This window comes from Arenibacter amylolyticus, assembly GCF_002150785.1.
Classification (GTDB): Bacteria; Bacteroidota; Bacteroidia; order Flavobacteriales; family Flavobacteriaceae; genus Arenibacter; species Arenibacter amylolyticus.
In genome coordinates, this window is record NZ_MTAZ01000025.1 from 1 (window position 1) to 13138 (window position 13138).

At 40.3% G+C, this 13138-nt stretch carries 13 protein-coding genes and 1 pseudogene; 8 read left to right on the plus strand and 6 right to left on the minus strand.

The window, feature by feature from the left end:
• The coding region (locus BV214_RS16800; RefSeq protein WP_176328498.1) for a hypothetical protein at positions 1-315 on the plus strand (315 nt) is incomplete at its 5' end.
• A 6-nt stretch (positions 316-321) separates the two neighbouring features.
• On the opposite strand, the gene BV214_RS10660 is transcribed toward BV214_RS16800, so the two are convergent.
• From BV214_RS10660 to BV214_RS10685, 6 genes are all read right to left on the minus strand, one after another.
• Positions 322-624: a type II toxin-antitoxin system RelE/ParE family toxin gene (locus tag BV214_RS10660; RefSeq protein WP_072765331.1), complete on the minus strand. Its 303-nt coding sequence runs from the start codon at positions 622-624 to the stop codon at positions 322-324.
• Positions 609-845, minus strand: a complete 237-nt coding sequence (locus BV214_RS10665; RefSeq protein ID WP_072765330.1) for a hypothetical protein — start codon at positions 843-845, stop codon at positions 609-611. Before BV214_RS10665 ends, BV214_RS10660 begins: the two co-directional genes overlap by 16 nt.
• A gap of 100 nt (positions 846-945) precedes the next feature.
• Positions 946-2160, minus strand: coding sequence for a site-specific integrase (locus BV214_RS10670; RefSeq protein ID WP_086477496.1), 1215 nt, complete (start codon positions 2158-2160; stop codon positions 946-948).
• A 308-nt stretch (positions 2161-2468) separates the two neighbouring features.
• Positions 2469-3368, minus strand: coding sequence for an aspartate dehydrogenase domain-containing protein (locus BV214_RS10675; RefSeq protein WP_176328499.1), 900 nt, complete (start codon positions 3366-3368; stop codon positions 2469-2471).
• Between the two features lie 83 nt (positions 3369-3451).
• The gene (locus BV214_RS10680; protein ID WP_140157748.1) at positions 3452-4138 is read right to left on the minus strand and encodes a hypothetical protein; all 687 of its coding nucleotides are present in this window, start codon (positions 4136-4138) and stop codon (positions 3452-3454) included.
• A gap of 18 nt (positions 4139-4156) precedes the next feature.
• Positions 4157-4663 (minus strand): outer membrane beta-barrel protein, encoded by a 507-nt coding sequence (locus BV214_RS10685; protein ID WP_086477499.1) that lies wholly within the window; start codon positions 4661-4663, stop codon positions 4157-4159.
• A 525-nt stretch (positions 4664-5188) separates the two neighbouring features.
• On the opposite strand from BV214_RS10685, the gene BV214_RS10695 reads away from it, so the two are divergent.
• The 7 genes and pseudogenes from BV214_RS10695 (at position 5189) to BV214_RS10720 (ending at position 12908) form a co-directional block, all read left to right on the plus strand.
• Entirely contained in the window at positions 5189-7249 is a 2061-nt protein-coding gene (locus BV214_RS10695) for a tetratricopeptide repeat protein (protein WP_086477501.1), read from the plus strand.
• A complete protein-coding gene (locus BV214_RS10700) occupies positions 7249-8007 on the plus strand; it encodes a LytR/AlgR family response regulator transcription factor (RefSeq protein WP_086477502.1) in 759 nt (252 codons plus the stop codon). The genes BV214_RS10695 and BV214_RS10700 overlap by 1 nt, the downstream gene beginning before the upstream one ends.
• A 196-nt stretch (positions 8008-8203) precedes the next feature.
• On the plus strand, positions 8204-9466 hold the full coding sequence (locus BV214_RS10705) for an alginate export family protein (RefSeq protein ID WP_086477503.1): 1263 nt from the start codon (positions 8204-8206) through the stop codon (positions 9464-9466).
• A gap of 87 nt (positions 9467-9553) precedes the next feature.
• Positions 9554-9727 carry a hypothetical protein gene (locus BV214_RS16805; protein WP_176328500.1) on the plus strand — a complete coding sequence of 58 codons (174 nt, stop codon included), beginning with the start codon at positions 9554-9556 and terminating at the stop codon, positions 9725-9727.
• Positions 9728-9908: 181 nt separating this feature from the next.
• A pseudogene (gene nirK, locus BV214_RS10710) lies at positions 9909-11368 on the plus strand (copper-containing nitrite reductase).
• 25 nt (positions 11369-11393) lie between these two features.
• Positions 11394-12191: a formylglycine-generating enzyme family protein gene (locus BV214_RS10715; RefSeq protein ID WP_394334935.1), complete on the plus strand. Its 798-nt coding sequence runs from the start codon at positions 11394-11396 to the stop codon at positions 12189-12191.
• Positions 12192-12203: 12 nt separating this feature from the next.
• Complete coding sequence (locus BV214_RS10720) at positions 12204-12908, plus strand: SCO family protein (protein ID WP_245806779.1); 705 nt, start codon at positions 12204-12206, stop codon at positions 12906-12908.
• The last annotated feature ends 230 nt before the right edge of the window (positions 12909-13138 follow it).

The following is a 13138-nucleotide window of genomic DNA, read 5'->3' on the forward strand; positions in this document are numbered from 1 at the left end:
TGCGGACTTTATAAACAAGCGGCATATAGTTACGTGTTGGACAGGATAACCCCCAATTTGCCACTGGAACTCGTAGAGCACCATATGGCAAACGGATTCAAGGAGGCCTTGGTGACCGTTGCCAATGAGCGGGAGCGTCTGGCACAGGCCAACACACTCCGAGCAGGATGGAACGCCCTGGAAACGCTCATGGGCCCTACCACCTCTCAAGAGGAGGAAGCCTATAACGGGTTTAAAGACGAGCTTACGGATTATTCCAAATACAAAGAGAATTGGTTTTTAGAAAGTTGGGGCGGCCTAAATTTTGGGCCTTAGGAATTCTTAATATCCAAGTGGTTCCTTTCTTGCGTAGCGTACACGGATAATATATACGGCCTCCTCCTCCACCAAATAGGATATTCTATAGGTGTGTTTTTCGTATGCCCTGATATTCCCATTATTGTTTTCCTTGAGGATATCCAACTTATATATCTCTGGATTGGTCGCTAATATCGCAGCCGATTCATAAATTTCAGTGATGATCTTAGTGGTGGTTTCAAGCGACTCGGATTGCTCCAATAAGTCCAAAAAGGCTTCATTGAGCTCTGCATCTGCCTGATGGGTCCAGATTATTGTTTTCCCCATTTTTTAATGCGCTCTTCCATTTGTTGGTGAGTGTACGTCTGTCCGCTTTCTATTTGAGCAATGGATGTGTCAATTTCCTGATTATACTGTTCGATACTGATACGCTCCGATGATACTTTCTTATTGTATTTCAGCATATTCTTTATTGCTTCGATAAATATAGGGTCTTTTACTTTATCGAGCTCTTTGTGTATCCATTTTAAATCCGCCTGTAAGTCCATTGTAATTTTATTTACTCACTGTAAAGATACAATTAATGTTCTATAATTATTTGGATATGACCTTGGTTAGATATTTTTCTCTATAGCCATCGGAAGGGAATTAAAAATTAATGACCTTCTCCAAAGCATTATCTGTGTCCCTATGCATAAAATTTGCCTGGTAATTTATGGTGGTGGTCACCGAGGAATGCCGATAAAGTTTTTGCAACATCTGAATAGGTATTTTATCACCTGCTATATTACCGAAACTATGACGAGCTATATGCATGGTAAGCTTTTTTGTTATCCCCGCTTTTTCTGCAATTTTGCCTAGGTATTTATTAACCTTTCTATTCCCGTTTTTCAATTTTTTAAAGTAATCCTTGGGATTTTTCAGATTGGCCGTTTTCATTTCAGGAAAAACAAAATCATCATCAAATCGCTTGTCCTTTTCATAAACCTTAAGTATCCCGTTTATTTTATCGGGTAATTTAAATGACAACAGCTTATTATTCTTTCCCATACGATAGTGTAACCGACCATCATAAATATTATTCCATTTTATCTGTAGAACATCACCGACTCGCATTCCTGCAAGATAAAAACTAAAGAGCCAAATACTTCGGGCATTAAATTCCTGCTTAGATAAATCATCCAATGCCTCAAGAGACTGTATTTCCTCTATATTCAATCCTACTTTTTTTGTTTCCGGAAATTTTAAAGATATTTTGTGGGCCCCAAAGGGATATTGTTTTTGGTCCACAATTCCTAATCGTATAGCTTTGTTGAAAAGGGTTCTTAAAACAATTAAATTGTTAACCACCGAACGTTGGGATAGATTTCTAGTTGATTTCAAATAAAGAGAAAAGCGGCGCAACAAGGTCTCATCAATTTCCTGAAAGCTTAATTCTTCATTGTTAACAAACCTGATAAAATGACCAATTCGAGCTTTATCAGATGATAAACGTTGAAGTTTATTTGTTTTTTCCAACCCTTCTAGATATTGGTCAGCAATTTCCTTAAAGCTAGTTTTGGAAAGAGGATTTGCGATCTCCTTTTTTATTTGCTTAGACGAAATATCATTTTTCCGTGTTTGAAGGTCTATTCTAGTTTGATTGGCTTCAGCCAACTTTTGTACGAGCAAATTATTTAGGCGTTGAGAATTTGGATGGGATTTCCTTACCTCTAGTTTTTCTTTATCCCAATATTTAGCGTCGATATAATGTCCAATATACAAATAGTTGGTTTTCCTGTCCTTGGTGATTCGAACAGCTAAGGGGAAATGACCTTGTTTGTTTGCTTTTTTCCGAAGCGTTATCTTTATACTTGACCCCATAACCACTAGTTTGTATTAAATATACGAATTCTAGGTACAACATAGGTACAACAAATGATGGTTTTTCTTGGTTTTATATGGTTTTATATGGCTCTTCAAAAAACACTAACAACCTGTTTATAAGCCATTTAGAGCCATATAAGACCAGACAATCGAGAATTCAAAATCCAGTTCCTTTGGAGTGTGGGTTCGATTCCCACCTCGAGTACGAAAGGCTTTAACGGAAATGTTAAAGCCTTTTTTTATTCCCAGGTACCACATAGGTACAATAATAAAAGAATAAATTTTTCCATAGGATATTTAAAAAATCACAATAGGCAGATAAATCCATTATTCTGCCAGCTACTAAACCTATTAGAAAGCATAGGAGACACTAAGTTTTTAAGCAAGCTAATTACACTATATGCCGCTAGTACACTAGATTTAGGATTGTCCTTAGATGGTGTTGTCTCAATCACCACACTAACATTTACCGTTTCTCCTACTAGCACAATCTTATGCTTGTTGTTTTTAAACCCAGGTATACTTTTAATAGATACGTTAGTACTTTCAACTCCCGTTGCTGCCAAGGCAGTAGCCACCGCAACATTAACATTTTTTGGAAAATGTTTTATTGCCTCCAACGCAGAACCACTAAATATTTCTTCTACTTTATCCTCAGAAAGCTCCCTGCCTCCTAAATATGGAGCTCCATTTAGTGATCTAGGGGATTTTTCCGTGGTAATACTTACCTCTACCTCCTCCATCAACATAGATCCACGCAAAACATCTAAACCTCCTACTGCTCCGGAGGGTATATGAACGCGACAACCATGATCCGAGGCTGTTTTTTTTACCTTATTGTAAAATTCCCCGTCTGCAAGAGCACCAACCGATAAAGGAATTAAACTTATGCCGTTTTCCAGAATTTCCATTCCAATATCTTTAAACACCTCTGGAGAGGCAGCTTCAACAATGTAATCTGGCTTATCGTTTATTACCTCGTTTAACGTTTTATACACCTTGCAGCCAAGCTCATCTGCTAACTTTGTTGCATTTTCTATCCTTTCGCTAAAAATACCTAACACCTCATAACTATCATGCAAATCTTCGGTAACAACCTTCCCGATGATGCTTCCTAGCGATCCACTACCTATCAAAGCTAATTTATACCTCCTCACCTTATCCTCCTTTATTAAATCTTTTAAACAATCTAAATATACCCACAAAAATGACAAGTATAGGTAAAATTAAAATGGCAAGGTACCTTTGGAGCCTTGCCATTGCAACTAACTCAACTTGTATGCTTACATTATAGGAAACCTTTATAAAATGATAGCGCATCCAAGTGAAATTTCCCCTCGGTGATCACCAGTTTTTCTGGACTTTCAGCCTCGCCCATAGCTTTAAACAGATCGTACTCAAAAGTACCGGAGAGATGAGTATATCCCTCCACGGTTTCCCCATAGAAACCAAATTTGCCTGTTTTAAAACCATTGATTTTCACACTTCTTTTAGATTTCACTTTACCAGCAACATCATCGGAAATATAATAATCCCATAATTGCTCCTTCTCAACAGTTGATTTATGGAAAACAACCATACTTTCCCCATTAGCATCCAGATTATCGTCATCCAATGAACCTGCCACATAAGCTCCATTAGGATCATTATATTTATTCATGGGGATCACTATGATAATACCAAGGCTCTCCACCTCCTCCCCTAGCACGGCTTCTGCATCGCAATCCTCGCATTTAAATCCTGAGATACCCACTGTAAAGAAATCCTCATTTCCTTCTTCTGCCGCCTTATAAAAGGTGGTCACCCCAGCCAAATCACTTTTCCACACCTGTCCATTGATCTTCATGCTTATATAACTATCCCCTGACACATCCTCTAGACCACCGCGCCCCTCATCTTTAGAACAGGCAGAGATGCCAAATAGCATTACTGATACAATTAAAAAGCCTAGTGTATTACTATAAATTGATTTCATTTCTTACGTATTCTTATTTTATATTGAAAAATTATAAGCTATCCGCGCTCCTAAAAAATTGGCATTGCTCACTATCTGATACCTCAATCCAAAATCCCACTCCCCGGTGCTATAACCTCCTCCAAGAGACAAACTCACTTCGGTAGCTGAAGAACTCCCTCCAAAACCAGACATATCTATTTTGGAGCTCAATGCCACTAGCCCCAATTGAGGCTCAATATAAAGTCCATCAAAATCGTGATGATAGCCAAACATAATGGGCACCATGCCCATATGCCCACTAACATCCGGACCCCCGTCCAATCCAAAACGGATATATCCCAAGGTCCCCGTAATATTAGCGTTTTCATTGAGCCCGTAATACACTTTGCCCGTAGCCCCAAAACCACTATTGTATGCCTTTCCAAAGTCCCCCATAGGGAGTCCAATTTCGGCCCCAACCCCTATTTTATGAAAGCCATCCTGTGCCATTGCACCCACTGCAACCAAGAGCGCAAAAGTGGTCATTAAAATATTTTTCCTCATAATTGTTTAAATTGATTGTTTACATATTCCTGAATTGTTTTTTTTCCATTCCCTTCAAAACACCCTTTATTTAATCCGGTTCACAAGAGCAAACTAGTAAACGCCACCCCCTATTTAGTAAACCCGGCAACCCAATTAGAATTACGTTTATAGAGGCATACTCAATGAATCCCCAGAAATTCTCACCCAAAACCACTATATAATAAATGGGTTAGACAGGACACCGACAATAGGACCACTATCACCGATATAACACCCTATCACCCAAACAAGTAGGTTATATTTAAATTGAATTTTTAATCCCCCAGGGAAATGACGATAATAGTACCCATTAGCAGCATTATAAGAAATGGATTCAGCAGGTTTTCTACCCCCCAACCCTCCATAAAACCACCTACTGCCTTGCACAAGTCTCAGAACAGTGATTCGTATTTCCAATGCCAAACTTATAGCCGCGTTCTTCCCTACACCCTTCTTTAATATAAATGCTAACCCTACGCAAACAGACCGAACCACTAATTTCATATGGGCAACAAAAAAGATATTTTGATTTATAGAGCTTCAGCATTAAGACATCGCCCTCATTATTTGGCTCTTTTACTATTCTTTATGTGGGCTGGGTGTATGGCCCAAAGTAAACTGGACCAATTGCAACAAGAGCTTTCCACAGCGACTACCGACTCCCTAAAGACGGCCTTGAAGATAAAGATATCTAGAGAGCTTCACAGGCAATCAGATCACGGGGAAGAGGATTTAGAAATTGCCACAGAAGCTGTAAACCAAGCAATAAACGCCCCCAATTCCATTATATACGCCCGGGCCCTCAACAACTTAGGCTTACTATACCGCTATCACCAACAATACCCGCTATCCATACCGCTTCATGTAAAGGCCTTTGAAATTGCCAAAAATTTTGAGGGGCATTCCCTGGATAAGATGATATTTGCCAATAACGCCGGGGTTGCCGGAAGGTATAATGCAGACTATGAGTTGGCGGTTGACTTTTATATGAAAGCACTGCGGATAGCAGAAGCAGAAAACAATTTACTAAACATAGAAATAGCTTGCAATGGGCTTGGCAATACCTTTATGGCCATCCCACAAAGACAAGAAGAAGGCCTACATTACCTACAGCGAGCCCTAGAGGCTGCCCAAGAAGGAGATAACCGTTTAGGTTTGGCTATGAATTACATAACCATAAGCGGCTACCACGACCAATTACGCCAGCACGAAACAGCCCGTTCCTATTTACGAAAGCTACTAAAATTAAACCAAGAGCTGGATGACACCTATGGGATAGCCATGACCTTAAAATCCTTTGGAGCGAGTTACCTTCTAGAAAACAAGCATCTAGACATTGCCGAAGATTACTTTTTGGAAGCCCATCAAATTTTTGAAGAACTGGGAAATAAGCAAAGACAGGCGTTAACCCTCTACAACCTAGGGGAAGTTGCCTTTAAACAAAAAAAGTACAACCTAAGTCTGGCAAGACTAAACAAGGCATTAAATCTAGCTGAAGATTTAAAGGACAAGGTCTTAATTGTAAATATCTCTGAAATAATATCGGCCATATATGAAGAAAAGTCCAATTACAACAAGGCACTTTCCTACTATAAAAAGGCGCGGGATTATCAGGACAGCATAAACCTGGCCTCCCAAGAAATAAAAATTGCTACCCTAAGTAAACAATTTAATCTAGAAAAGAAGGAAACAGAAATAGGCTTATTAAAGAAAACACAAGCCTACCAAGAAAGCCAGATAGCTAACCAACAAGCAGCCATCAGAAATAGGGGGATTATCATTTTCCTATTAGCTGCAGTTTTTCTAACCTTGGCCCTCATAATATGGCTGCAGTACAGAAACCACCAAAACAAAAAACTAACCCAATCCATCATCCATCAACAAGAAAAGGAAAAGGTAGCGGCAGAATACAAACGAAATTTATTGGAGGCAGAAATTTTGGCAAATAGGATGAAATTAAATCCACATTTTTTATTTAACTGCCTTAATTCCATCAAATATCTAATTCAGCAAAACGACAACAAGAAAGCCGTAAAGTATTTGGTGAAGTTCTCTAGATTCACAAGAATGGTATTGGAGACCGCCAACAAACCTATGCACAGTCTCCAAGAAGAATTGGAACTCACCACCTATTATCTGGAATTGGAAGAAAATAGATTTAGCAGTGACTTTACCTACACGATCTGCAACTCAATTGGCAGTGAAGCAAATAAGGTTTTTCTTCCCACCATGCTATTACAGCCTTTTGTAGAAAACGCCATTTGGCATGGGCTGTTACCCAGTAAAAAGGACTCTAAATGTGTTGCCATAAAGGTTGAAAAAAGAATGGATAGGGTAGAAATTCATATCGATGACAATGGCCAAGGGCGACAAGAAAATAAAAGATCCTCCTATAAACCACATAAAAGCAGGGGCACCGAAATAGTAAATGAGCGAATTAAACTGTTCAACAAAAGTTATGACCAGTCTGTAAACTATACTATAGTGGACAAAACGGATGACAAGGGGAAGGCCTTGGGCACTTGCGTTGTTTTTAATATTAATAAATTAAACGGAACAAGGTAATGAACATTGCGATATTGGATGATGAACTACATTGCGTAGAAAGCCTATTATTTCACATCCGTCAATTATTCCCAAATTTTAAGGTCGTTTTTAAAGGCACCGACCCCATAGCGGCATTACCAGCCTTAAAAAGATTGGATATAGACCTGCTTTTTCTGGATGTGGAGATGCCCGGTATGAACGGTTTTGAACTACTGGAGAAATTCAACAAACTTCCCTTCGACGTTATATTTACTACCGCCTATAGCAGATATGCCATCAAGGCCTTTAAGGCCAAGGCTATTTACTACTTATTAAAACCAATAGACGAAGAGGAACTGGAAGAGGCAATAAAGCTATGGCAAGAAAAGTCGCGCTCTAATGAAGAGACTTCCTCTGACATTCAAAACCTTCTAACCCACCTTAAACAAGAAAACATCTTACAAAACAAGATAGCCATCCCTGTAAGTGATGGTCTGGAGTTTGTAGAGGTGCAGAACATACTCTATTGTCAGAGTCAAAACAACTACACCTCCATATTTTTACAAAATGGGCAAAAACTTTTTATTAGTCGCACCCTAAAAGATATGGAAAAGCTATTGAAAAGATTTTCCTTTCTTAGGGTACATCAATCCTATTTGGTGAACCCTACTTATATGCAAAAATATTTCAGGAACGATGGGGGCTATATCCTAATGACCAATAACCAAAAGATACCGCTAAGCAATTCTAAGAAATCCTTGGTTGCCAAGACCTTTCAAGGGATTAATTACCTATAGGCGCCCTAATTGAAAATTGGCTTCCACTCACCCACATGCTATTTTTTTTTAGTAAGAAACGACAGAGCTGATTTTCGTCATAGTAAACTATACCGGAAAATTAAATTTTTGCATCTGATAGTTGGTATACTAGGAGGAACAGAATGTGTAATTACTTCTCTTGATATCGCTCAACCCAATAAATAACAGACCCGGCATGAAACCACAGCACCTCATCAAAATCCTATTTTGCTTTTTCATCACTTCTTTGGGATACGCACAATTCAACCTGGACGCGGAATTACGTCCACGATCCGAATATCGCCATGGCTACAAAACGCTATTTCCGGACAACACGGATGCCGCCTTATTTGTATCGCAACGGACAAGACTTAATACGGATTACAAATTGGAAGGCCTTACCTTTTATCTAAGCATCCAAGATGTTAGGGTTTGGGGTGATGTGCCCCAACTAAACCTATCTGACGAGAACGGACTTGGTATTCATCAAGCTTGGGGAGAGGTTTTACTGCAAGAAGGAGTATCCGTTAAATTGGGAAGACAGGAAATTAGTTATGATGACCATCGGATTTTTGGTAATGTGGGATGGGCCCAACAAGGACGTAGCCATGATGCCCTATTGTTAAAGTATCACAAGCAGGATTTCAACATCCATTTGGGCCTCGCCTACAATCAAGATTCGGAAAATCTTTTCGGAACTACCCTAACCACACCGGGCACCTATAAGAGTTTACAGTATCTCTGGGGAAACAGAACATGGGATCGGTTTTCTGCCAGTCTTTTATTTTTGAATAATGGGATGCAATTTATAGACCTAATAAATAGCAATAACAACGAAACTCGATATAGCCAAACCCTTGGAACCCACCTTACATTCCAAGAAGGACCTTGGAGCTTAACCTCCAATATTTTCTACCAGATGGGCAAGGATGTCGCCAATAACGATTTAAACGCATTTCTTGTCGCTCTGGAAGGCAATTATAGGATAACAGAAAAATGGCAGATAGGTCTTGGCGGGGAGGCACTAAGTGGAAATAACAACGGAGTTTCCGCCAACGGGAAGAACAAGGCTTTTACCCCGTTTTATGGCACCAACCACAAGTTCAATGGCCATATGGATTATTTTTATGTGGGCAACCATATCAACAATGTTGGATTGGTGGATCTCTATCTAAAAACCAAACTGGTACTTGGCGAAAAAGGCAGCCTGAATATTGCGCTACATAATTTCTCTGCGGAGGCCCCCATAGCTGGCACCAATAAGAAACAACTTGGAAGTGAATTAGATCTGGCCTATAACCACAAACTACAAAAATATGTCTCGATAACAGCTGGGTACTCACAGTTATTCCCAACTACTGGAATGGAAGCATTAAAAGCAAATTTTGATGGAAACACAAATAATTGGGGATGGATAATGATGACCATTAACCCCACATTATTTTCCTCCAACAATTAAAAAGAACAAGGATTTCTTTCTTTAACATGTAATAGCCTTAAGATTGCTGCATGGAGCATCACCTATATTCCCCAAAAACGAAACGGGATGGAATTAGTTGCAATTTCCGCTGCACCACAGGCCCTAAAACGCACCCTTTATCCTTTGGATCCCTCGCTTTATACACCCGCCGGTTTACCTCCGAAGGTGGCCGTAAAGGAGCTGTTTAGAAAAACAATACCCTATAATAAATCCCAGTATGATCCTTTCGCTCACTTTTAATCCGCATGGTTCCTAGCCAGTTCAATAAATTGATAGCAACAATAACCATCGCAATGGTCTAATAAAAAGGAACAACATGATAATTCTCATAATTATTACATCCAAATTTAACTAATCTTGACACTTAAAACCCAACATATTTATACATCACTTTTATAAACCAAACCATAAAACGATTATTATGAAAATTAATACTACTAAAAAACTAGTTTTGCGATCAACCCAACTTGCGGGGGTGGCTTCCCTTCTTTTTTCCTGTGCGGAAAAGGAGAAAAAAGTTTATGCCAGTACAGCTGAAATCCCGGCCATAAGGGAAATGACCGCAGAATTAACCTCCCCCCCACATGTTCCGACCCCGGTAGGAAAGAGAAAGGCAAAAAAGCTGATTGTCGACATGGAGATTTTAGAGTTGGAATCTGAAATGACCAATGGGGTCCGTTATGTATATTGGACCTTTGGAGGTACGGTACCCGGAAGTTTTATCAGGACAAGGGTTGGTGACGAGGTAGAATTCCGATTAAAAAATCACCCGGACAACAAATTGCCGCATAACATAGATTTACATGCCGTTACCGGTCCCGGCGGTGGTGCAGAATCCTCCTTTGTAGCTCCCGGTCGCGAAAAGGTATTCTCCTTTAAGACCCTCAACCCCGGCCTATATGTATACCACTGTGCCACGGCCCCAGTAGGTATGCACATTGCCAATGGAATGTACGGCCTAATCCTGGTAGAACCGGAAGGCGGATTGCCACGGGTAGATAAGGAATATTACATTATGCAGGGTGATTTCTATACCAAAGGCGCCAATGGGGAACGAGGATTACAACCGTTCGACATGCAGAAAGCGGTCAACGAACACGCAGACTATGTAGTATTTAATGGAAGTGTGGGCGCTCTTACCGGAGATAATGCCATCACCGCAAATGTTGGAGAGACCGTACGCCTATTTGTTGGTAACGGAGGTCCAAATTTAGTTTCTTCCTTCCATGTGATCGGAGAGATATTTGATAAAGTTTATGTTGAGGGAGGCGACCTGATCAATGAAAACATTCAGACCACCCTAATCCCTGCTGGTGGGGCAGCCATTGTAGAATTTAAGGTAGATGTTCCGGGAACGCTAATTCTTGTAGACCATTCTATTTTTAGGGCCTTTAATAAAGGGGCACTGGGAATGTTAAAAGTAGAAGGTGAAGAGAACAAAAAGATCTATTCCGGAGAATTGAGAGAGGGCATCTATTTACCGGAAGGCCCAGGGATACAGACCATGCCAAGTACGGACGAAACTCCAGAATCCGAAATACCCGCCAAAACAATGGCTGAGAAAATGGAATTCGGGAAAGCGACTTTTATGCAGACCTGTTTTGCCTGTCACCTAGGAGAAGGACAAGGTATTCCAGAGGCATTCCCCCCCTTGCAAATTCGGATTATTTAAATGCCGATGTTGAACGGGCCATAGATATAGTTTTGTACGGTTTAACCGGGGAAATAACCGTAAACGGCAAGAATTATAATAGTGTGATGACCGCTCAGACCCTATCCGATGAAGAGGTGGCCAATGTTTTGACCTATGTTTACAACAGTTGGGGAAATTCTAAAAAGGAAGTTACCCCGGCCATGGTAAAGAGCAGAAGAAGTAAATAAACCTTTATAAACAAAACAAATAAATATGAGTCCCTTCATAAGAATCGCCATAACCTTTATCTGTAGTATCATTGTATTTACCACCTCTGCTCAGCGGAATGATATGGCCGAGGTAAAAGGAGGGACTTATATTCCACTCTACGGAGTAGACTCTACCACCGTTGATGTACAGTCCTTTAAAATGGACGTATATCCCGTGACCAACAGGGAATATTTAAACTTCGTAAAGGAAAATCCACAATGGCAACGCAGCAGGATAAAACGATTGTTTTCGGACGGCAGCTACTTGTCAGACTGGGAAGGGGACCTTTCTTATGGGGAAAAATTAAAACCCAATGCCCCTGTTACCAGTATCTCGTGGTTTGCCGCAAAAAATTATTGTGAGCTACAAGGCAAACGCTTGCCCACTGTAGACGAGTGGGAATATGCTGCCATGGCCGACCAAACTACAGCAGATGCCCGAAGAAAAGAAAGCTACAACCAGCAGATTTTAGATTGGTACGAGGCTCTCAAAACCTTTAAAAAAGAGATTGGTTCTACCTTTAAAAATTACTGGGGTATATACGATCTCCATGGATTGGTATGGGAATGGACCCTAGATTTCAATTCGGTATTAATTTCCGGGGAATCTCGGAAGGATGTTGATAAAGACAGTAATCTTTTTTGCGGAAGTGCCGCTGTAGGAGCTACGGACCTTATGAACTATGCCGCCTTTATGCGCTATGCCTTAAGAGGCAGCTTAAAAGCTAATTATACCATGCGAAACTTGGGATTTAGATGTGTAGCCCCTCTTGAAAATATAAATGAAAACCATAGTAAGTAAATAGGAAGTAAGATGAAAAACACCTTAAAAATAGTCCTTTTGTTTTTGCTTATAGGCACCCTTACCGGTTGTAATTTCGGTAAGAGCGACAAGCTGGAAACCGTCACCTACGAATGCCCCATGTTTTGTGAAGGAGAAAAAACCTATGAGGAACCTGGGACCTGCCCTATCTGTAATATGGACTTAACATTAGTGGCGGAAAAAGAAAAAAAAGAGGGTGAAATCTCCGATCTTTCCATCTACAACCTACCGTCTGTTTGGACTACCCAGCACAACGAGGAAATTGAATTAAAGGAGTTACAGGGCAATGTGGTGGTAATGGTGATGATCTATACCTCTTGTCCGGCTGCATGCCCAAGACTGGCTGCGGATATGCGCAATATTGAGAAACAGATTCCGGCAGACAAAAAAAAGGATGTAACCTTGGTGCTGGTTAGTATCGATCCAGAAACCGACACTCCTGAGCGATTGGCCGCTTTTGCCAAAGAAAATTTGATGGAGTCTAACCAGTGGGTATTATTAAGGGGGACCGAAGCAAATACACGCGAATTTGCGGCCGTGCTGGCGGTTAACTATAAAAGGATTTCTCCATTGGATTTCTCCCATAGCAATATCATTAGCGTCTTTGATCAAGGGGGCGAATTAGTCCATCAAAAAGAAGGCTTAGGTGTTAACCATCAGGAAACGGTTTCAAAAATTCTGGAACTGGTAAACTAGCAAACTACCATTCAAATTAATGTTTCTTACAATCTAGGGGCTTTAAAGGCCCCTATTTTGTAGAAACCACTACTTGGGAACCACCCTCATTCAACCATTAACCTTTTGGCATATCACCCCAAATAGCATACGTACTATGCTTATTGTATAAAACCCTAAAACCTCGATTGGGCACATATCCTGAAACCCCACTAAGGGCTATAGGTTTTAAATCTTTCCCCATCTTTAGG

Coding starts and splice junctions, on each gene's coding strand:
- BV214_RS10660 (WP_072765331.1), bottom strand. CDS start 624: ATGGGGAAAACAATAATCTGGACCCATCAGGCAGATGCAGAGCTCAAT.
- BV214_RS10665 (WP_072765330.1), bottom strand. CDS start 845: ATGGACTTACAGGCGGATTTAAAATGGATACACAAAGAGCTCGATAAA.
- BV214_RS10670 (WP_086477496.1), bottom strand. CDS start 2,160: ATGGGGTCAAGTATAAAGATAACGCTTCGGAAAAAAGCAAACAAACAA.
- BV214_RS10680 (WP_140157748.1), bottom strand. CDS start 4,138: ATGAAATCAATTTATAGTAATACACTAGGCTTTTTAATTGTATCAGTA.
- BV214_RS10685 (WP_086477499.1), bottom strand. CDS start 4,663: ATGAGGAAAAATATTTTAATGACCACTTTTGCGCTCTTGGTTGCAGTG.
- BV214_RS10695 (WP_086477501.1), top strand. CDS start 5,189: ATGGGCAACAAAAAAGATATTTTGATTTATAGAGCTTCAGCATTAAGA.
- BV214_RS10700 (WP_086477502.1), top strand. CDS start 7,249: ATGAACATTGCGATATTGGATGATGAACTACATTGCGTAGAAAGCCTA.
- BV214_RS10705 (WP_086477503.1), top strand. CDS start 8,204: ATGAAACCACAGCACCTCATCAAAATCCTATTTTGCTTTTTCATCACT.
- BV214_RS16805 (WP_176328500.1), top strand. CDS start 9,554: ATGGAATTAGTTGCAATTTCCGCTGCACCACAGGCCCTAAAACGCACC.
- BV214_RS10715 (WP_394334935.1), top strand. CDS start 11,394: ATGAGTCCCTTCATAAGAATCGCCATAACCTTTATCTGTAGTATCATT.
- BV214_RS10720 (WP_245806779.1), top strand. CDS start 12,204: ATGAAAAACACCTTAAAAATAGTCCTTTTGTTTTTGCTTATAGGCACC.